At 62.9% G+C, this 19,593-nt stretch carries 15 protein-coding genes; 11 read left to right on the top strand and 4 right to left on the bottom strand.

Features of this window, described 5'->3' with window-relative positions; translation table 11 throughout:
- Positions 1–93: 93 nt before the first annotated feature.
- Both ACESYO_RS11260 and ACESYO_RS11255 read right to left on the bottom strand, forming a co-directional pair.
- Entirely contained in the window at positions 94–3,288 is a 3,195-nt protein-coding gene (locus tag ACESYO_RS11260) for an AAA family ATPase (RefSeq protein ID WP_373210033.1), read from the bottom strand.
- On the bottom strand, positions 3,285–4,418 hold the full coding sequence (locus ACESYO_RS11255; protein WP_058965889.1) for an exonuclease SbcCD subunit D: 1,134 nt from the start codon (positions 4,416–4,418) through the stop codon (positions 3,285–3,287). The genes ACESYO_RS11260 and ACESYO_RS11255 overlap by 4 nt, the downstream gene beginning before the upstream one ends.
- A 133-nt stretch (positions 4,419–4,551) precedes the next feature.
- Here ACESYO_RS11255 and ACESYO_RS11250 point away from each other — a divergent pair, with 133 nt between their 5' ends.
- From ACESYO_RS11250 to ACESYO_RS11200, 11 genes are all read left to right on the top strand, one after another.
- Positions 4,552–5,064 (top strand): GNAT family N-acetyltransferase, encoded by a 513-nt coding sequence (locus ACESYO_RS11250; RefSeq protein WP_373210032.1) that lies wholly within the window; start codon positions 4,552–4,554, stop codon positions 5,062–5,064.
- 287 nt (positions 5,065–5,351) lie between these two features.
- Complete coding sequence (locus ACESYO_RS11245; RefSeq protein WP_058965885.1) at positions 5,352–5,678, top strand: hypothetical protein; 327 nt, start codon at positions 5,352–5,354, stop codon at positions 5,676–5,678.
- A gap of 3 nt (positions 5,679–5,681) precedes the next feature.
- Entirely contained in the window at positions 5,682–6,743 is a 1,062-nt protein-coding gene (locus ACESYO_RS11240) for a V0D/AC39 family V-type ATPase subunit (protein WP_373210031.1), read from the top strand.
- Positions 6,744–6,759: 16 nt separating this feature from the next.
- Positions 6,760–7,725, top strand: coding sequence for a V-type ATP synthase subunit I domain-containing protein (locus ACESYO_RS11235; RefSeq protein WP_276871043.1), 966 nt, complete (start codon positions 6,760–6,762; stop codon positions 7,723–7,725).
- Positions 7,726–7,737: 12 nt separating this feature from the next.
- Positions 7,738–9,696 (top strand): V-type ATP synthase subunit I, encoded by a 1,959-nt coding sequence (locus ACESYO_RS11230; protein WP_283129414.1) that lies wholly within the window; start codon positions 7,738–7,740, stop codon positions 9,694–9,696.
- A 42-nt stretch (positions 9,697–9,738) separates the two neighbouring features.
- Positions 9,739–10,197, top strand: coding sequence for an ATP synthase subunit C (locus ACESYO_RS11225; RefSeq protein ID WP_058965877.1), 459 nt, complete (start codon positions 9,739–9,741; stop codon positions 10,195–10,197).
- A 35-nt stretch (positions 10,198–10,232) separates the two neighbouring features.
- Positions 10,233–10,541 (top strand): V-type ATP synthase subunit F, encoded by a 309-nt coding sequence (locus ACESYO_RS11220; RefSeq protein WP_058965875.1) that lies wholly within the window; start codon positions 10,233–10,235, stop codon positions 10,539–10,541.
- 37 nt (positions 10,542–10,578) lie between these two features.
- The gene (locus ACESYO_RS11215) at positions 10,579–11,172 is read left to right on the top strand and encodes a V-type ATP synthase subunit E (RefSeq protein WP_283129413.1); all 594 of its coding nucleotides are present in this window, start codon (positions 10,579–10,581) and stop codon (positions 11,170–11,172) included.
- A gap of 11 nt (positions 11,173–11,183) precedes the next feature.
- The gene (locus tag ACESYO_RS11210) at positions 11,184–12,941 is read left to right on the top strand and encodes a V-type ATP synthase subunit A (RefSeq protein ID WP_276871791.1); all 1,758 of its coding nucleotides are present in this window, start codon (positions 11,184–11,186) and stop codon (positions 12,939–12,941) included.
- 28 nt (positions 12,942–12,969) lie between these two features.
- Positions 12,970–14,394: a V-type ATP synthase subunit B gene (locus ACESYO_RS11205; protein ID WP_058965870.1), complete on the top strand. Its 1,425-nt coding sequence runs from the start codon at positions 12,970–12,972 to the stop codon at positions 14,392–14,394.
- A gap of 33 nt (positions 14,395–14,427) precedes the next feature.
- Positions 14,428–15,036 carry a V-type ATP synthase subunit D gene (locus ACESYO_RS11200; RefSeq protein ID WP_058965868.1) on the top strand — a complete coding sequence of 203 codons (609 nt, stop codon included), beginning with the start codon at positions 14,428–14,430 and terminating at the stop codon, positions 15,034–15,036.
- Between the two features lie 386 nt (positions 15,037–15,422).
- Here ACESYO_RS11200 and ACESYO_RS11195 read toward each other — a convergent pair whose 3' ends face one another.
- Together ACESYO_RS11195 and ACESYO_RS11190 are read right to left on the bottom strand one after the other, a co-directional pair.
- On the bottom strand, positions 15,423–15,767 hold the full coding sequence (locus ACESYO_RS11195) for a hypothetical protein (protein WP_346672727.1): 345 nt from the start codon (positions 15,765–15,767) through the stop codon (positions 15,423–15,425).
- A gap of 344 nt (positions 15,768–16,111) precedes the next feature.
- Positions 16,112–19,075, bottom strand: coding sequence for a phospholipid carrier-dependent glycosyltransferase (locus ACESYO_RS11190; RefSeq protein WP_058965866.1), 2,964 nt, complete (start codon positions 19,073–19,075; stop codon positions 16,112–16,114).
- Between the last annotated feature and the right edge of the window lie 518 nt (positions 19,076–19,593).

Below are 19,593 nucleotides of genomic sequence, written 5' to 3'. Positions count from 1 at the left end.
CCTTTAGGTGCTGCTGGAATAATGGCCCTTATAGGGCCGTTCTGCAAACCCCACGTTCAACGTGGGGTTATGATTTTGCTTTGCCTGCGCGGCTCACAGCCTGCGCAGGGCCACGGTGCTGCCGCCGGGGGTCTTGGTGACCACCAGCTGATTCTCGATGCGGCTTTTCAGCTCCGGCACATGGCTGATGATGCCCACCATCCGCCGGCCCTGCACCAGACTGTGCAGGGTGGCCACCGCCTGCTCCAGACTTTCGGCGTCCAGCGTGCCGAAGCCCTCGTCCACAAACAGCACGTCCAGCTCCACGCCGCCGGCATAGTTCTGAATCACGTCGGACAGGCCCAGCGCCAGTGCCAGCGCCGCCTGGAAGGTCTCGCCGCCGGAAAGGCTGCCCACGCTGCGCAGCTTGCCGGTGTAGTTGTCCAGCACATCCAGATCCAGCGCCGCCTGAGTTTCGGCGGCGGTCATCTGGTGGCATTCCAGCTGATAGCGCCCGCCGGTCATGGCAAACAGCCGCTGGTTGGCCGCTTCCACCGCATCTGCAAAGTAGGTGGCCAGCACATACTGCTCAAACTTCTGCTTGCCCAGCCCGCCGGACAGCTTGCCGTTGGCGGTGGCGTCCAGCTGCTGAATCAGCTGCTGGCGCTGCTGGGCCTTTTCCAGCCGCTGGCCCGCGGTGCGCACGTCCGCCATGGTGCTCCGGTTGGCGTTCAGCCGCCCGGTTATGCGGGTACGGGCGTCGTTCAGGGCCTTCCGCCGCTGCTCCTGCTGTTCCAGCGCCTGTTCCAGCTGCCCGGGCACGCAGCCGGGGGCCGGGGCGCTTTTCTGCTGCTCGCGTAGCTGGTTGTACAGGGCTTCAGTCTCCTGCCGGGCTCTGCGTGCCTGCTCCAGCTCCGTGCGCAGCCGGTCGATTTCCTCTTCGGTGTGCCGTGCGGCGGCAAAGGCATCCGCGTCCATTCCGCTTTCCGCCAGCGCCTGCTCCCACCGCCCGGCAGCCTGCCGGGCCTCGTCGGCCGCCTGCTCCCGGGTGTTCTGCCGTTCCTTTTGCAGGCTTTCGGCCGCGGCCAGCAGCTGCTGGTATTCCTCCAGCGCCTGCTGTGTTTGCCTGATGCTCGCATCCAGCTGCTTTTGCTGCTGCTTCAGGGCGGAAAGAGTCGCTTCCGCCTCGGCCCGGCTGGCCTGGGGCAGGGTGGCCTGCAATTCGGCCACCCGCTGTGCGGTCGAATCCCGCCGGGCAGTGGCGTTCGCCTGCTGCTCCCGCAGTTCGCTGCGCTGCCGGCGGGTCGCTTCCAGTGCTTCCCGGTCGCCGGCCAGCTGATTGACCGCCGCACCGGCGGCTTCCACCGCCGCCTGCCGCTGCTGCCCCAGAGCCTCGGCCTGTTCCAGCAGCTGATCCAGTCGGCCATCCCAGTCCAGCACCAGCCGGGAAAGGGCCTTCACATCCTCCGGCGGGGGCAGCTCCTGCTCCAGCTCCGCCAGCGCCTGCCGGGCAAGTCGGATGTACTGCTCCCGGGCGCTGCCCGCCTGCGCCGTGAGGGTGCTGCTGGTTTGCAGCGCATCGTTATAGGCATTGCGGGCGGTTTCCATGGCAGTGGCCAGCGCTTCCAGCTGTTCCTTGTCCGGCGCGCCGGTCACGCCCCGGGCCGGGCTGGGATGATGCACACTGCCGCACACCGGGCAGGGCTTGCCCGGGGTGAGCTCTCGGGCCAGCAGCCCCGCCTGATCCCGCCGGTACAGCTGATCCGCGCTCATGTAAGCCTGCTGGGCCCCGTCCAGCGCGTCGCTTGCCTGCTGCAGCGTCTGGCGGGCGGCCTGCTCCTGCTTTTGCAGCTTCACCAGCTCCTGCATCTGCCGGCGCACCTCCGCCAGCGTTTTCCGGGCCTGCTGCCAGCGTTCCAGCTCCTTTTGCGCTGTCTGGGCGGCGGCGAGGGCCGCGGGCAGACTGTCCGCCAGCGCCTGTGTTTTTTCCAGCGCGGCCGCCTGCTGCTCTTCCAGCGTCTGGGCCTGCTGCTGCGCCGTTTGCAGCCGCTCCAGCTCCTGCTCGCAGGCCATCTGCTCCGCCTTCGCCTGCTCCAGCCGGTCGTACTGCTGAAGGGCTTCGGCCTGCCGTTCCAGCTGAACGGTCAGCCGGGCGGCGGTCTGCTGGTCTGCATTCAACTGTTCCCGGGCCTGCGCCCACCGGGGCCCCTGAGCATTCAGCTGCGCCAGCCGGTCGCTCGCCTGCTCATACAGCCGCTCGGCCTGCTGCGCCGCCAGCCGGGCTTTTTCGCTGCTGTCCCACACCGGGGCCAGCCGGGCGGCGGTCTCCCACTGCTTCAGCCGGGCCTGCGCCGTCAGCTGTTCAGGCTCGGCGGCGCGCTGCTCCGCCAACCGCTTTTCCAGCTCCGCCAGCTGCTGCTGGCGCCGGGCGGCTTCCCGGGCGCTTTGCAGCAGACCGGCGCTCTGCTTGATGGTCTCGTCCAGCCCGGCAATCTGTTCATCCAGCCCGGCCAGTTCGCTTTCGTCCATTTGACAGATGTGCTCCGCCAGCTCCAGCACCCGGGCGCTGCGCCAGACGCAGCCCTCGTCCGCCAGCAGCTCGGCCAGCTCCGCCGCTTCCGGCTGGGGCGGTTGCCCTTCCTCCATTTCGGGCAGACGCAACCCCGCCAGATACTGGCGCAGGGAATCCACCTGCTTTTCCGTCTCGGCCCGGCTGGCGGAGGCCATCTCCTTCAGCCGCGTCTGCAGTGCGTCGCACCGCTCGGTGGCGAACACCTGCCGCAAAATGGCGCTGCGATCCCGGCCGGATTTGTTCAGCAGCTCGGCAAACTGGTTCTGGGCGATCATGGCAATCTGGCGGAACTGGTCCACCTGAATGCCCAGCAGCTCCTCCACTGCCGCGTCCACCTTTTCCTTGCCCTCGGCCACCGGGATGGCGGTTTCGCCCTCCAGGCGTTCCAGCAGCGCGTCCGCCGTGATCTCCCGGGTGCCCTCGCCCCGCTTTTTGCGCCGGGTCTGGGCGGGGCGGCGCCAGATGCGCCATACCTGCCCCCGGTGGGAAAAGGTGAGCTGAACGCTGGTTTCCAGCGTGTCGTCCGCGTAGTCGCTGCGGATCATCTTCTCGCTGCGCACCCGGCCGGTGAGCTTGCCGAACAGGGCATAGCACACCCCGTCGAACAGGGTGGTCTTACCCGCGCCGGTGTCGCCGGTAACCAGAAACAGCCCGCCCGCACCGGCGGCTTCAAAATCCACCGTCTGGCTGCCCGCGTAGGCGCCGAAGGCGGTCAGAGTCAGGGTCATTGGTCTCATGCTTCCACCTCCCGGCAAACCGGCTCCAGCACCGCCTGTTCCTCTTCACTGAGCGGACGGCCGTGCACCGACTGATAAAAATCCGCGAACTGGTCCAAAAGGCCCGCCCGCTGCAGCTGCCTTGCCCGCTGCCGGGCCTCCGCCTGCCGTGGCTGCAGCTGGGGTGCAAGCTCCAGCTTGACCAGATTGGGGTACACGCTGCGCATCCGGGCGGCAGCGTTGGGGGGAATCTGCTGGTCAGTGAGCACCGCATGCACAAAATCCCTGCAGCCCGGCTCGGCGCTTGCGATCAGCTCCTCCAGCGGGCCCTGCACCCGGCGCAGCGGCCGCAGCGGCGCAAAGGGCAACGCCTGCCAGTGCACATTTCCCTTTTCGCCCAGCTCCACCAGCACCGCCCCCTTATGGTGGCGTACCTCGCTCACCGAGTAAGCCAGCGGCGAGCCGCAGTAGCGGATGTGCTCCGCCCCCACCTTCTGGGGCCCATGGATGTGCCCCAGCGCCACATAGTCAAAACCCTCGAACGCCGCCGCGTCCACGTTGTCCAGCGTGCCCAGGTTCAGCGTCTCGGAATCGCAGGTCTCGGGGCTCTTTCCCCCGCTGGTGACAAACTGGTGGGCCATGATCAGATTACGGGCGGAAAAATCCGGCCCGGCGGCCCGGATCAGAGCGGCCACCGCGTCGGTATAGCTTTCGATGGTTTCCTCCGGCAGAGCGGCCCGCACCTGGCTGGGCCGGATGAAGGGCAGCGCCCACAGATGCACCGGGCCGAATTCATCCTCCAGCACATAGTGCTCCAGCCCGCCGGAAAACACCGCCGCCAGATGCACCCCGCCCGCTTTCAGCAGCTGGCTGCCAAAGCCCAGCCGGTCGGCGCTGTCGTGGTTGCCGCTGATCAGATACACCGGAATCTTCGCCCGGCACAGGCCGGTGAGAAATTCGTCCAGCAGCGCCACCGCGCCCACGGTGGGCACGCTGCGGTCGTACACATCGCCCGCCACCAGCACGCCGTCCACCCGGTGCTCGGTTGCCATGGCAAGGCACTGGTTCAGAATGTGGCGCTGATCCTCGTAAAGATCCACTTCGCAGAGCCTTCGCCCCAGATGCAGATCGGATAAATGCAGAAATTTCATGGTTCTTTGCCTTTCTTTGGCGCCGCATATCGCGGGCCTGCCTTGATTATACCAGAGCTGCCGCCCACTTGAAAGCCCCGCCGCCCTGTGCTACCATAGGGGCAAACCATAAAGGAAAGGCGGGAGCGAATGGATGGAACTGCGCTTGGAAGCACCCCGGCCGGAGCATCGGCAGCTGGTGGAAGACTACCAGCGGGAATTTTTGAACAGCGGCGACTCCATCGACGGCTCGGCGGGCCTTGCCTGGTGCAGCGGCTTTGACGAGTGGATGGCCCTTCTGGCCGACAATTCCCGGGACGAGACCGCCCGCCCCGGCTGCGTGGCCACCAGTGTATTTCTGGCCTTCGACGGGCCGCAGCTGGTGGGCATGGTGGACATCCGCCACCGGCTGAACGACTATCTGCGCCGGTACTGCGGCCACATCGGATACAGCGTGCGCCCCGCTTTGCGCCGCCGGGGCTATGCCACCGCCATCCTTTCGCTCGCGCTGGAGGAATGCCGCCGGCTGGGCCTTGCCCGGGTGATGCTCACCTGCGAAAAGCAGAACGTGGCCTCGGCCCGCACCATGCTGCACTGTGGTGCGGTTTTGCAGGACGAGCTGCTCATGGGCAACATCACCATTCAGCGGTACTGGATCGAGCTGTGATCCCCACCGGCGCGCCCTGTTTTTCCATGGCAGATTCACGCCGCCGTTTTTTCCTTTTCAGGTAAAACGGCGGCGTATATTTTATGGCAAACGCCATATATTAAACCATTGTTTCTCAAAAGTGTAGAATATTTTTTAGTTAATTTGTTTAAATGCCCATTGCTCCACCCTTCAAAAAGCGTTATAATAGTATCAAAATTTCATCGCAAACGCGGCCCTTCGGGCCACGGGCCGGGCCCAGTTTTGGCCCGGCCCTCGCCCTTTGCTGCGGGAAAGGAGCTCTTAGCATGAATGCCACCAACGAACTGCTGCGGGCAATTTTAAAGATGGATGAGGAGGAGCGGCTGCGCACCCAGGCCACCGAGGAATACCGGCGCGGCGCCCAGACCCGCCTGACCGAGGCAGCCCGCACTCAGGAGGCCGAGATCATGGCCGCCATGCGCACCCGGGTGGACGCCTTTTCCGCCGGGGAAAAAAACCGGGCTGACGAACGCCTGGCCAAACTGGAGGCCGGCAAACAGCAGGCCCTCAGCCGGATGGAGCAGCTTCGGGCGGACAAGCGGGAGGAATGGGTGAAAACCATCACCGACCGGGTGCTGGGGCGGGAGGCGTAAGCCATGGGCAACACGCAGGCCTCCAACGCCATTCTGGCCAAAAGCCGCGCGCTTTACGGCCGCCGCCTCACCGGGCAGGATTACCAGCAGCTGATGAACTGCCGGGATCTGCCGGAGGTGATCACCTATTTAAAAAGCCGCACCGCCTATGCCCGCGCACTGGAGGGCGCGGACCCCACCCGGGTACGCCGGGCGGAGCTGGAGGTTCGGCTGCGGCAGAATCTGTTCGACCAGTACGCGGCGCTGTGCCGGTACGAGATGAACATCGGCCACGATTTTTACCGCTACTTTATTTTAAAGGCGGAGGTTCGGGCGCTTGCCAACCGGCTGCAGGAGCTGGCCGCCCCCGGCAGCGAGACGCTGCGGCTGTATCAGATACCGGAATTTATCCGCCGCCATTCCAAGCTGGATGCCGCCGCGCTGGCCGCCGCCCGGGATCTGGCGGGGCTCACCGCCGTGGTGGAGGGCACGGTTTACCACCCCATTCTTCTGAGCTTCTGCGAGAAAGCGGGCTTTGTGCTGGATAAGGACGGCGTTTTGCAGGTGCAGGCCGCGCTGGATCAATTGATCTACAACACCATGGAGGAGCTGGTGGCGAAAAAGCTGCACGGCGCCGCCAAAAAGGATATGGACTACCTGCTGCGCCGCAAGAGCGACCTTGCCGCCATCGTCTACATGTATCGGCTCAAACAGATGACCGGCGCCGACCGGACCTATCTGTTGCCCCGGCTGGCGGTGGGGTACAGCAACATGAGCCAGAAACAGCTGCTTTACCTGATGGACGCGGCGGACTGCGAGGACTTTGTGCACCGGCTGGCCCGCACCCCCTATGCACGGGAGTTTTTCGGCTCGTCCTTCACCCGTGTGGAGGACGCGGTGCAGCGGCTGGACTACCGCTGGCATCTGAAAAAGCTGCGCTTTTCCACCGATCCCAGCGTGGTGCTGTTCTGCTACATCTTTCTGGCGGAAAACGAGCTGACCAACCTGACCCACATCATCGAGGGCGTGCGCTACCACCTGCCGCCGGAAAAGATCGCCCCCCTGCTGGTGGGCGTGGGCGACTGAACGGAGGTGCAAAGCGATGCTGTTTGAACCCAAAATGCAGCTGGTGTGGGTGAACGGGCCCATCGGCCGGCTGACCGATTTTCTTGAGCGCTGCTGCCTGAATCAGGGCACGGTGCACCCCGCCCGGGCGCTGGACAACATGACCCCGGCGGCGGGCTACGCGGCACCACAGACGGACGAAAGCTGGACCGCGCTGGTGGCCCGGCTGGAGGCGGACGCCGGGGACGATTCCCTGCCCCTGACCCACCCCTGTGAGGAATTCTCGCCCCGGCAGCGCCAGCTGCTGGAGGAGCTGGAGCACCAGCTGGCCGAGAGCGACGCGGATTTGAAGCTTTTAAACGACCAGCTCACCCTCTGCCGTACCGGCAGCGACCAGTTCCGCCAGTTCGCGGGGCTGGAGGTGCCGGTGGATCAGCTGGAGCAATGCCGCTTTGTGCAGGTACGCTTCGGCTGCATGCCCCAGCGGGGGCTGGAAATGCTGCAGCGGGATTATTCCAAAGACTGCCTGCTCTTTTTGCCCTGCGGCCAGAACCAACAGGGCTGCTGGGGCGTCTGCCTTGCCCCCATGGTGGAGGCCGCCCGCATCGACGGAATCCTGGCCGAGCTTCGGTTCGAGCCGGTGCATCTGCCGGGCGCGGCGGGCACGCCGGCCCAGATCGTGGAAAATCTGGAGCGGAACATCCGGCTGCTGGAAGCCGAGAAGGCCGCCGCGCTGGATCACCGGTCGGCGCTGTGGCAGCAGGCAAAGCCCTGGGCCGCTCCCCTTTACGCGCTGGCCTGCCGAAGGGCCCGCGTGGAGGAGCTGCGCCGGTGCGCCGCGGTGCGCGGCGAGCGGTTCTTTTACTGCGTATGGCTGCGCCAGCCGGATCTGGCGGCTTTTGAAGCCTCCTGTCGGGGACTGGGCCAGCTGGATCTGCTGCCGGACCGGGTGCTGGCCCGCCGGGCCTGGGAGCAGGAAACAGGAAGAAGCGAACGAAAGTGAGATGAGAACACCTTGGCCATTGAAAAAATGAAGCTGGTTCGGGTGGACGGGCTGCTGCCTCAGCTGGACGAGCTGATTGCAGCCTGCTGCCTGAACGGCGATTTCCATCCCGAGCCCGCGGTGCAGCACATGTCCGGTTCGCTGGGCTATGTGACCCTGAGCGAAGATAACCCCTACACTCCGGATGTGCAGCAGATGGAGGAGCTGTTCCGGCTGGCCGGGCAGACCGAGCTGCCTGCCATCACCGGCAAGCCCCGCCACATCCGGGATGAGGAATTTGAACTGGTGCATCAGGTGGCCCGCCAGCTGCAGGATCTTTCTGCCGAGCGGGATGCGCTGGTGGACGAGAAAAACAAGCTGGCCCAGCAGCGGGATCAGTTCGCCCACTTCTCCGGGCTGGACGTGCCGCTGGAGGATATTCTGGGCTGCGAGTATATAAAGATCCGGTTCGGCTTTCTGCCCAAGGCCAGCTACGCCCGCATGACGGTGGCCTACGCGGAAAACCCCCACGTGCTGTTCGTCACCTGCGGCGAGGAGGCCGCCGGATACTGGGGGTTGTATTTCACCCCCCGGGAAACCGCCGACGAGATCGACGGCATCTTCTCCACCCTGTTCTTCGAGCGGCTGCATCTGCCCGCCGCCACCGGCACCCCGGCCCAGATCGTGAGCCAGCTGGATGCCCAGATGGCCGAGCTGGACAAAAAGCTGGCGGACGTGGCCCGGCGCACCACCGATTACTGGGCCGAAGAGGAAAAACCGCTGGCGGACATCTACCGCCAGCTGAAATGGCACCAGAGCGTATTCGACATGCGCCATTACGCCGCCTGCCGCGACAACTACTTCTTCTTCGTGGGCTGGGTGCCTGCCGACAAGGCCCCGGAATTCGAGAAGAAGGCCAAAGCCATTCCCCACATGCGGGTCACGGTGAGCGACCCGGGCGAGGTGGAGGAGTCCACACCGCCCACCCTGCTCAAAAACCCCTGGTTTGTACGCCCCTTCGAGATGTTTGTGGACATGTACGGCCTGCCCAGCTACGGCGAGATGGACATCACCGCCTTTGTGGCCATCACCTTCACGGTGCTGTTCGGCATCATGTTCGGTGACCTGGGGCAGGGCGCGGTGCTGGCCATCGGCGGCTTCGTGCTGTGGAAGTGGAAAAAGATCGGTCTGGCCCGGCTGGTGGTGCCCTGCGGCATCTCCAGCATGGTGTTCGGTTTCCTGTTCGGCTCGGTGTTCGGCTTTGAAGAGGCCCTGAACCCGGTGTACGAGGCCCTCGGCTGGAGCGGCAAGCCCATCAGCTGGTGGCCCGGCGCCCCCCATTCCGTGCTGGACACCGCCGCCATCAATCCCATTCTGATCTGCGCCATCTTCATCGGCGTGGCCATGGTGTTCCTGGCCATGCTGCTGCATGTATACGCGGCAGTGCGCAAAAAGCACTGGGGCGAGGCGATCTTCTCCAACAACGGCCTTGTGGGCATGCTGGTATACGCCGCCGGCGTTTCGCTGGTGAGCGGCTTCATGAAGGGTCCCGTCTTCCTGCCAAGCGGCGTGGCGCTGGTCATTCTGGTGGCGGGCCTTGTGGTGCTCTTCTTCCAGGAGGTGCTCATCGGTCTGGTGGACCACCACCCCCACTGGAAACCGGAAAGCTGGGCCGACTACTGCATGCAGAATGTGTTTGAACTGCTGGAATATGTGCTGAGCTATTTCAGCAACACGGTATCCTTTTTGCGTGTGGGCGCCTTCGTGTTCGTGCACGCTGCCATGATGATGGCCATCTTCAGCCTGGCGGGCGACCCGCCCAACATGATCGTGGTGGTGCTGGGCAATGCCCTCATCATTGCGCTGGAGGGCCTGCTGTCCGGCATTCAGGGCCTGCGCCTTGAATTTTACGAAATGTTCAGCCGCTGCTACGAGGGCGGCGGCCACCCCTTCCGGGGCGTGGACCTGACCAAAAAGGCGCAGCAGGGCTGATCGCCCGCCGCCTTTGAGATAGTTATTTGGAGGTAATGATTTATGAATCCCGTAATCACCGCTCTGCTCGTTCTGCTGCCCCTGGCCCTGATCATGGGCTGCGCCGCTTATCTGGCCAAACGCTCTGCTGCCGGTATGCCGGTGAAGCGCACCCTGGCCATCAACCTGAGCTGTTTTCTGGTTGTGATGCTGATTGCCGGCTGCTTCGCCTTTGCGGTCAGCGCTGAGGACGCCGCCACTACCACCGCCGCGATGACCGCTGCGGAAAAGGCCGCCAGCAACGAGAGCATGGGCCTTGGCCTGCTGGCCGCTGCGCTGGTTACCGGCCTTGCCGGCATCGGCGGCGGTCTGGCCGTTGCCGCCGGCGCTCCCGCCGCCATCGCCGCCGCCAGCGAAGATCCCAAGAGCTTCGGTAAGAGCCTGATCTTCGTTGCTCTGGGCGAATCCATCGCCCTGTACGGCGTGGTTATCTCGATCCTGATCCTGAACAAGCTGGTCTGACCCGGCGGTTTTGTAACCCGAAGGGAGGGCAGACCATGCGGTTTTATCTGATCAGCGACAATACCGATACCCAGACCGGCATGCGGCTGGCGGGCATCGAGGGCGTGGTAGCCCATCAGGCCGACGAGGTGAGCGCCGCGCTGGAGCATGCGCTGGCCCAGCCGGACGTGGGCATGATTCTGGTAACAGAAAAAATTGCCGACGATTTTGAGGCCATTGTGAACGAGGCCAAACAGGCCCCGGACGCCCCGCTGATTCTTGCCATTCCGGACCGGCACGGCTCGGCTCTGGGCAAGGATCGCATCACCCGCTATGTGCGGGAGGCCATCGGCGTAAAGATTTAACCCGATGACCGCAAACCAACCAAAAGAGGTGTAAGCCATGATCGACGAAAACGAGCGGGCCGCGCAGTTTCTGCAGGCCATTCAGCGGGACGCCGAACACCGGCGCAGCGAGATCGTGAAGGCCATCGACGCCGAGACCGCCGCCGAGCTGGAAAAGAAGCGAACCGAGGCGGAAAAGAAGGCCGCCCGCATGGAGGAATACGAGACCCAGCGCGCCACCGAGAACGCCAACCGGCTGCTTTCGCAGAGCGTGCTGGATGCCGGGGCGGAGCTTGCCCGCCGCCGGGGCCAGATCGCAGACGAAGTGTTCGCCGCCTGCGAAAAGGAGATCACGAACTTTGTGAGCAGCCCGGACTATGGGCCGTTTTTGAAGGAGAACGCCGCCGGGCTGCTGAAGCTGCTCCGGTGCGATGCGGCCCAGTTCTTCGCCCGGCCCCAGGATCTGGAGCTGGCCCGGCAGAACCTGCCCGCCGGCTGCACCGTGGAGGCAGACGCGACCATCCGCCTGGGCGGGCTGCGGGCCCGTGCGGGCAGCACCGAGGCGGATGACACGCTGGACATCCGCATGGAAAACCAGAAGGACTGGTTCCTGCGCTCCTGCGGCATGTCCATTGCGCTGGAACAGTTGTGAGGTGAAGGGAATTGGCAGAAAATCTCATTTATAGCATCAACGGCCCGGTTGTGACCGTGCGGGGCAAGACCGGCTTCTCCATGATGGAGATGGTGTATGTGGGCGAGGCCCGGCTGGTGGGCGAGGTGATCCGCCTGAGCGAGGACGCCGCCACCATTCAGGTATACGAGGAGACCGGCGGCCTTGCCCCCGGCGAGCCGGTATATTCCACCGGCGGTGCGCTGGCCGTGACCCTTGGCCCCGGCATCCTGCGCAACATCTACGACGGTATCCAGCGCCCGCTGCCCGCTCTGGAAGAGCTGAGCGGGGCCTTCATCGGCCGGGGCTGCTCCGCCCCCGCGCTGGACGAAACCGCCCGCTGGGATGTGACGGTGCTGGCAAAGCCCGGCGACCGGCTCACCCCCGGCCAGATCTACGCCACCTGCCCCGAGACCCCCGCCATCGAGCACCGGTGCATGGTGCCGCCCAATGTATCCGGCACCGTAACCTGGGTGGCTCCAAACGGCAGCTACACCGTGAACGACACGGTGGTCAAGCTCACCGACGACCGGGGCAACGAGCGGGTGCTGACCCTGTGCCAGAAATGGCCCATCCGAATCCCCCGCCCTGTCTCCCGCCGAATGCCCGCCCAGCGGCCGCTGATCACCGGCATGCGCGTGGTGGACACCATGTTCCCCATCGCCAAGGGCGGCGCGGCAGCCATTCCCGGCGGCTTCGGCACCGGCAAGACCATGACCCAGCACCAGCTGGCCAAATGGTGCGACGCGGACATTATCATCTATGTGGGCTGCGGCGAACGCGGCAACGAGATGACCCAGGCGCTGACCGAGTTCAGCGAGCTGATCGACCCCAAGACCGGCCGGCCTCTGACCGACCGCACCGTGCTGATTGCCAACACCTCCAACATGCCGGTGGCCGCCCGTGAGGCGTCCATCTACACCGGCATCACGCTGGCGGAATATTACCGGGACATGGGCTACCATGCCGCCATGATGGCCGACTCCACCTCCCGCTGGGCCGAGGCTCTGCGCGAGATCAGCGGCCGTCTGGAGGAGATGCCCGCCGACGAGGGCTACCCTGCTTATCTGCCCAGCCGTCTGGCCCAGTTCTACGAACGGGCCGGCTATGCACAGGCGCTGTGCGGCCAGGAAGGCTCGGTAACCGTAATCGGCGCGGTCAGCCCCCAGGGCTCCGACTTCTCGGAGCCGGTGACCCAGAACACCAAGCGGTTCACCCGCTGCTTCTGGGCGCTGGACAAGGCCCTGGCCTACGCCCGCCACTACCCGGCCATCAACTGGAACACCAGCTACAGCGAATATCTGGGCGATCTGTCCCCCTGGTACTACGACAATGTGGGCCCGGACTTCATGCAGTGCCGCGAGCGCATTGCCGGCCTGCTGCTGCAGGAGACCAGCCTGATGGAGATCGTGAAGCTGATCGGCTCCGACGTTCTGCCGGATGACCAGAAGCTGATCATTGAAATCGCCCGCGTTATCCGCGTGGGCTTTTTGCAGCAGAACTTCTTCCACGATCAGGACACCTATGTGAGCCTGGAAAAGCAGCTGAAGATGATGCGGGTGATTCTGCATCTGTACGAAAAGAGCCAGGTGCTGGTGGCAAAGCAGGTGCCCATGAGCCGGGTACTGCGCACCGGCCTGTTCGACAAGCTGGTCAAGATGAAGTACGACATTCCCAACGACCATCTGGAGCTTTTCGACGATTATACCGCCGAGATCGATCAGAAGATCGGCGAACTCATGCGCCCATGACCGGCGCCGGAAAGGAGAGATTTGTACCATGCTCTTAGAGTATGTTGGCCTCAGCCAGATCAACGGCTCGCTGGTGATTCTGGATGGGGTGAAAAACGCCAGCTACGACGAGATGGTGGTGCTGCGCCTTGACGACGGCAGCCAGCGCATCGGCCGCATCGTGATGATCGAGGGCGAAAAATGCGTGATTCAGGTATTTGAGGGAACCACCGGGTTCTCGCTTTCCAACACCCGCACCACCCTGACCGGCCATCCCATGCAGGTGGACCTGAGCCCGGAGCTTCTGGGCCGCACGCTGGATGGTCTGGGCCGCCCCATCGACGGCCTGGGCGCCATCTACCCGGAATGCCGCCGGGACGTGAACGGCGCGCCCATCAACCCGGTGAGCCGGGTCTATCCCCGCAACTACATCTGCACCGGCATTTCCGCCATTGACGCGCTGACCACCCTGATCCGCGGCCAGAAGCTGCCCATCTTTTCCGGATCCGGCATGCGCCACAACGAGCTGGCGGTGCAGATCGTGAAGCAGGCCAACGTATCCGACGGCGAGGATTTTGCCATTGTGTTCGCGGCCATGGGTGTAAAGAACGACGTGGCGGATTATTTCAAGAGCTCCTTCGAGGCCGCCAACGTGATGGACCGGGTGGTCATGCTGCTGAATCTGGCGGGCGACCCCATCGTGGAACGTATCATCACCCCCAAAGCAGCGCTGACCATTGCCGAGTATCTGGCCTTTGATCTGGGCAAGAACATTCTGGTCATTCTCACCGACATGACCAGCTACTGCGAAGCCCTGCGGGAGTTCTCCTCCTCCAAGGGCGAGATTCCCGGCCGTAAGGGTTACCCCGGCTACCTGTATTCCGATCTGGCCAGCCTGTACGAACGGGCGGGCATCGTGAAGGGCAAGAAGGGTTCCGTGACCCAGATTCCCATTCTGACCATGCCCAACGACGACATTACCCATCCCATTCCGGACCTGACCGGATACATCACCGAGGGCCAGATCGTGTTGGATCGCAATCTGGACGCCACCGGCGTGTATCCGCCCATCAGCGTGCTGCCCAGCCTGTCCCGTCTGATGAAGGACGGCATCGGCAAGGGCTACACCCGCGAGGATCACAACCCACTGGCCAACCAGCTGTTCGCCACCTATGCCCGGGTGCAGGACGCCAAAGCACTGGCCAGCGTCATCGGCGAGGAGGAGCTTTCGCCCAGCGACAAGCGGGTGATGGAGTTCGGCCGCGCCTTTGAGGAAAAATTCGTGGGTCAGGGCAACACCAGCCGGACCATTGAGGAGACGCTGGATCTTGGCTGGGAACTGCTGAGCATGCTGCCCAAGGAAGAGCTGGATCGTGTGGATCAGGTATTGCTGGACCACTACTACAAGCCCAAGACCGACCCGAAGCAGCGGGAGCTGGGGCTGCGCCGCGCTTTCCACGACGACGCCGAGTAACCGGGCAAATACACCGAGAAAGGAGGCCGCGTTTTGGCACAGCAGATATTCCCCACAAAAAGCAACCTGATGGCGCAGCAGAAAAGCCTTGCGCTGGCCAGCCAGGGCTATGAGCTGATGGACCGCAAGCGCAACATTCTGGTGCGCGAGATGATGCAGCTCATCGACCGGGCCGCCGCCATTCAGGATCAGATCGCCGCGGCCTATGCGGAGGCTTATGCTGCTTTGCAGCTGGCCAATGTGACGCTGGGCGTGGTATTGGGTTTTGCGCACACGGTGCCAGTGGAAAACGGCCTTTCGCTGGACTGGCGAAGCGTGATGGGTGTGGAGCTGCCCATGGTGAAGCTGGAGGAGACCGCACCCCAGAGCCTGTATTATGGTCTGGGCGGAACCAACAGCCAGCTGGACGAGGCATACCGCAAGTTCTGCCAGGTGAAGCGGCTCACGGTGGAGCTGGCCGAGGTGGAGAGCAGCGTATACCGTCTGGCACAGGCCATTCAGAAAACCCAGAAGCGGGCCAACGCCCTGAGCAACATCATGATTCCTCAGTTCAATTCCAACATCAAGTACATCACCGAAGTGCTGGAAGAAAAGGAACGCGAGGATTTCTCCCGCCTCAAAGTAATCAAATCTTCTTTTTAGCGGACTCGACCGGTAGCGGGGGGCGGTACGTTGACCGGTACGCACCGGATTTTCCTCAGCGAAATACGCCAGCTGCCTTTGGCGGACCCGACCGTTGGCGGGGGCGGCACGGCAATCGATACGCGCCGGATTTTTTTGGCGGACTCGACCGTTAGCGGAGTGCGGTACGGTAACTGGTACGCACCGGATTTTCCTCAGCAACGTACGCTAGCCCCCATGGGGCGTGCCCGACCATTGACAGAATGTGCTACCCGATATATGCCGGGTAAGTCTCAGCAAAATAATGCTAACTGCCTTTGGCGTGCTCTGCTGGTTCTTTGCCGGGTTCCAAGGGTTTGAAACAAAATCCCTTTTCCCCTGCCGGGATCGCAATCCAGTTCGTTGAATCAGGAGAAGAATTTACAGTTAGTGTTTAAACGCACACCTGCACCTCGCTCTTTGGGGCGGGGTGCTTCTTTGTGTGTGTGAATCTTTTTGGGAATCTTCTTGGGTATCTTATTGGGAATCTTATATTGCTCTTCCGGTTTCGTCACTTCCAAGCAACGCATCCGGCGGTTGGTAGAATCGAAACTGTTGTTTCCATGTTTCAAATCTGCAACATGGAAATAACGCAACGGGCACAGGGGGTTCGGCATGGAACGCACGGGTGTTTTCCTCCTTCGTTTTTCTGTAAAATTTCCGGGAACAAACAGGCAGAAAAAAACCGGCGGCGCATGGCAAAACCAAGCCATACACCGTCGGTTTTCTGTTTGTTCCAGTTTACAGTATAGCACAGGAAGAACCGGGCTTTCCAAGGGTCAAAACAAGGTTTTATCCGGGCTTTTCGACGAAAATTCGGGTAAACTACACTGCAATCAGCCTGCCCCGGTCGAGTCCGTAAACGGGTGTTCACGTACCCGTAAACGTCCCGCACCCCGTCAACGGTCGAGTCCGCTAAAAATGGGTGTTCGCGTACGTCGCTGAGGAAAATCCGGTGCGTACCGGTTACTGTACCGCTCCCCGCTGCCGGTCGAGTCCGTCAAAAAAATCCGGTGCGTACCCGTAAACGTACCGCTCCCCGCCAACGGTCGAGTTGTTAAAAAAACCAGGAGGGGAGCCAGCGGGCGGAGAGAATCCAGCTTTCCGATACCGGGATACCGGTCACTGCCGGGTAGAACCAGAGGAACACCACCGCCGCCGCAATCAGGATTCCCAGCGCCAGCCGCCGTGCCAGCCGGGGCTGATCCCGATCCAGCTTCGCCAGCATCAGAACCAGCGCCGCCACCGCAAACCACAGGCTGGGGAAATAATGATACAGGAAGGTGCACCGGGTCACCAGTACCCAGGGCAGCAGCTGCGCCAGATACAGCACCAGCACACTCCCCTGCGCCCGGCATGCCCGGCCGCTGATCTGCCGCCAGGCCAGCACGCACAGCCCGGCCAGCGCCGCCCACCACACGATGGGATTTCCCATACCCGCAATGGTCCCCCGCATCCCCGCAGGCAGCCCACTGGCGGAATAATACCATACAGGACGTAATAAGAACGGCCAGGTATACCAATTGGATTCATACGGATGAGTGCTCTTCAGCTGGCTGTGGTAGTTGAACATGGTCAGCTGACACTGCCACCACTCGCCCAGGCTGAATCCACCTTCCCGCCACCAGTATGGCAGATAGGCCGCAATGTAGATGATCAGCGGGATCAGCACAAAGAACAGCACGCCGCCCACAAGAGCCACGGTCAGTTCCCGGCCGAAGTTCGGCTTCTTCTGCCGCCAGCGGGCCCACAGCACACCGAAATACAGCACCGCCAGCCCGGCTCCGGCGTAGATTCCGGTCCACTTGCTGGCCGCGCCCAGCCCGAAGGCCACGCCTGCCAGCGCCATGGGCAGGATGCTTTGATCCACACCCTTTTCCAGCACGCTCTGGCAATACCACAGCATGAAATAGGCCCCCAGCAGGATGAAGAAGGTGCCGTAAATATCAATGGTGGCAATTCGGCTCTGGGCATAACGCATCAAATCCAGCCCGGCCAACAGGGCCGCAAAGCCCGCCCACCAGGGCGACCGGGTGAGCCGCCGCACAAAGAGGTACAGCACCGGCACCAGAGCGATGCCGAACAGCGCCCCCGCCACACGCCAGCCAAAGCCGGTCATGCCGAATACCGCGATGCCCAGCATGATGAACACCTTGCCCAGCGGCGGGTGGGTGGTCTCATACACCGGCATGCCGTGCAGATGCTCATAGGCAGTGCGGCCATGGTAGATCTCATCGAAATACATGCTGTTTTTGTAGCTGATGGTATCCGGCACCTGGGTCTGTTCGTCGAACAGAGCCCCGCTTTCGCCGGTAACGGGCAGGCACTCGCCCGCGTCGTTTTTAAAGGCCAGCTCCATCACACTGGCGTCGGTGAGGGTGATGGTGTAGCTCTCGTTGGCGGTGACCGGGAGGGACAGCCAGTGGAACACATTGCCGTAATCCAGAGACTGATTCACCAGCTCGGTGCCCCGGCTGTCGGTCACAATCAGCTGCCCGTTCCAGTTAATCTCCGGATAAATCCACAGGCTGGTCGCCTCTCCCTCCACCTGCACGGTGTATGTTTTGGTGCCCTGCACCACCTCCGGGTTCTGGGGCGCGGTAAAATCGCCCAGATTGGTCAAACTTACCACCGCCACCAGCAGGGTGCCGCCCAGCAGCCAGAGCAGCTCCGACCGGCTCCAGCGGGGCTGGGGTGCAGGCGGGGCCAGCGTCGGTACAGGAGACGCCTGCAACGGGCAGACCTTACCGCCCCGGCACAGCCGCAGGCAGGCCAGCCAGACCATCACGGTGCCTGCCAGATTGGCAAGGCTTACGATGGCGATCATCACGCGGGCGGTATCGCTGGTGAGGAACTGATCCTCGGTGCCGTTGGCTGCCAGAACCAGCGCCAGGTTCAAAAGGGTGGACATGCTGAGCACCGCCGTGCCTGCCAGCAGCCTGCGATCCGCCCAGCGGGCCACTGCCGCCAGCAGCAGCGCCAGCGCCGGAATCAGATACCGCTCGTGCATCCGGTGGCTCAAACAGAAGATAGCCGCGCCGTAAAAGCCCGCCAGCAGCATGGGGCAGAACCGGCCGCTGCGCACGCTCACCCAGGCCAGATACAGCATGGCCACAGTGGCAATCAGAATGCCCACACTGCCCAGCATCTGCCAGGTGATGGGCGTGCCGAACACGCCCTCGGTCTGCATGGTCCAGTTGCCGCCCAGCAGGGTGATCAGATTAAAGCCGTTCACACTGGCATAAGGGTAGCTGGACACGGTGCCGGTGTATTTTTCCACCAGCCAGTCCATGGGCTGGTCGCTCCAGAAGGGCAGCGCGCAGACCAGCACCACCGCCACGGCAGCCACAGCACCCAAAACAGCACGGCCCACGGTTCTGCCACGCTCAGCGGCCGGGCCGGTGAACAGCGGCAGCGCAAAGCAGACAGCCAGCACCGGCCCGAACAGCAAAGCCTGGGGCTTCAGAGCCAGCGCAAGGCCGTAAAGCAGAGCAGCCGGCAGGTATTTTTTATTGCTCAGCAGCCAGAACACACCCACCAGACAGAGGGCGGGCACGCTGTCCACCTGCTTCCAGACAGCGGTATCGTACAAAAAGGCCGGGCAGAAGGCGGTGAGAGCTGCAATGAGCATGGCCCGCTTTTCGTCCAGACGGGTGCGGGCGATGTGCCAGACCAGAGCGGTGAGCCCCACATCGCACAGAATAGGCACACTGCTGAGCAGCAGCACAAACGCCTTGCCGCTCACATCCATGCCCAGAAGTTTGCCCAGGCTGCCCAGTATCCAGAGTACCAGCATGTAGCCGGGTGGATAGTCCGCAAAATAATCCGGGGAATAAAACTGGCCCGGCCCCAGATCCGCCAGCCGCTGGGCCCATGCAGTAAAGCAGGCCACGTCGGTGGAATAGCCCTCGGTCACAAGGGCAAGGCCAAAGCGCAGCACACCGGCGCACACAAGCAGCACCAGCAGCGCGGCAGGCAGCCGCCGGGCGCGTTTGGGGGCATATAATTTGGCGTTTGCCATGATCTCTCTCCTTTGCACACACGCGGCCGCGCCGCGCAGGAATGGCCCACACAAAAGGTGGGCACTCTTATGTTCAGTATAGCCAAAACCTGCCATCCATTGCAAGGGGAAGGGTGTGGTTTTCCTGTGAAAGGGTGTGGTTTTCCTGTGAAAACGAAAAAAGGGCACAGAAAAGCCGGATGCGGTGAACGCTTCACCACACCCGGCAAAATGTCTGATTGAGCGAATCCACCCCTTTTTAGGGCCCTTTTGCATACAATCCGTATAATTCAGACGTAATATTACAGATTATCAGCAGCCGCATCCGCTAAAAAGGGTGCCGGCATACTTTGCTGATAAAAAACCGGTGCGTACCGGAAAACATACCGCACCCCGTCAACGGTCGAGTCCGCCAAAAAGGCAGTTTACGTATATCGCTGAGGAAAATCCGGTGCGTACCGGAAACCGTACCGCACTCCGTCAACGGTCGAGTCCGCCAAAAAGGCAGTCTGCGTATATCGCTGAGGAAAACCCGGTGC

The organism is Allofournierella massiliensis, assembly GCF_964241245.1.
GTDB lineage: Bacteria > Bacillota > Clostridia > Oscillospirales > Ruminococcaceae > Allofournierella > Allofournierella massiliensis.
Note: the sequence above shows the minus strand (reverse complement) of the source record. Positions and strands in the feature narration are given on the sequence as shown.

What these genes read in the sequence shown, in the direction of transcription:
- ACESYO_RS11190 (WP_058965866.1), bottom strand. Translation starts at nt 19,075, where the DNA reads ATGGCAAACGCCAAATTATATGCCCCCAAACGCGCCCGGCGGCTGCCT.
- ACESYO_RS11195 (WP_346672727.1), bottom strand. Translation starts at nt 15,767, where the DNA reads ATGGCTTGGTTTTGCCATGCGCCGCCGGTTTTTTTCTGCCTGTTTGTT.
- ACESYO_RS11220 (WP_058965875.1), top strand. Translation starts at nt 10,233, where the DNA reads ATGCGGTTTTATCTGATCAGCGACAATACCGATACCCAGACCGGCATG.
- ACESYO_RS11215 (WP_283129413.1), top strand. Translation starts at nt 10,579, where the DNA reads ATGATCGACGAAAACGAGCGGGCCGCGCAGTTTCTGCAGGCCATTCAG.
- ACESYO_RS11260 (WP_373210033.1), bottom strand. Translation starts at nt 3,288, where the DNA reads ATGAGACCAATGACCCTGACTCTGACCGCCTTCGGCGCCTACGCGGGC.
- ACESYO_RS11205 (WP_058965870.1), top strand. Translation starts at nt 12,970, where the DNA reads ATGCTCTTAGAGTATGTTGGCCTCAGCCAGATCAACGGCTCGCTGGTG.
- ACESYO_RS11255 (WP_058965889.1), bottom strand. Translation starts at nt 4,418, where the DNA reads ATGAAATTTCTGCATTTATCCGATCTGCATCTGGGGCGAAGGCTCTGC.
- ACESYO_RS11225 (WP_058965877.1), top strand. Translation starts at nt 9,739, where the DNA reads ATGAATCCCGTAATCACCGCTCTGCTCGTTCTGCTGCCCCTGGCCCTG.
- ACESYO_RS11250 (WP_373210032.1), top strand. Translation starts at nt 4,552, where the DNA reads ATGGAACTGCGCTTGGAAGCACCCCGGCCGGAGCATCGGCAGCTGGTG.
- ACESYO_RS11240 (WP_373210031.1), top strand. Translation starts at nt 5,682, where the DNA reads ATGGGCAACACGCAGGCCTCCAACGCCATTCTGGCCAAAAGCCGCGCG.
- ACESYO_RS11235 (WP_276871043.1), top strand. Translation starts at nt 6,760, where the DNA reads ATGCTGTTTGAACCCAAAATGCAGCTGGTGTGGGTGAACGGGCCCATC.
- ACESYO_RS11245 (WP_058965885.1), top strand. Translation starts at nt 5,352, where the DNA reads ATGAATGCCACCAACGAACTGCTGCGGGCAATTTTAAAGATGGATGAG.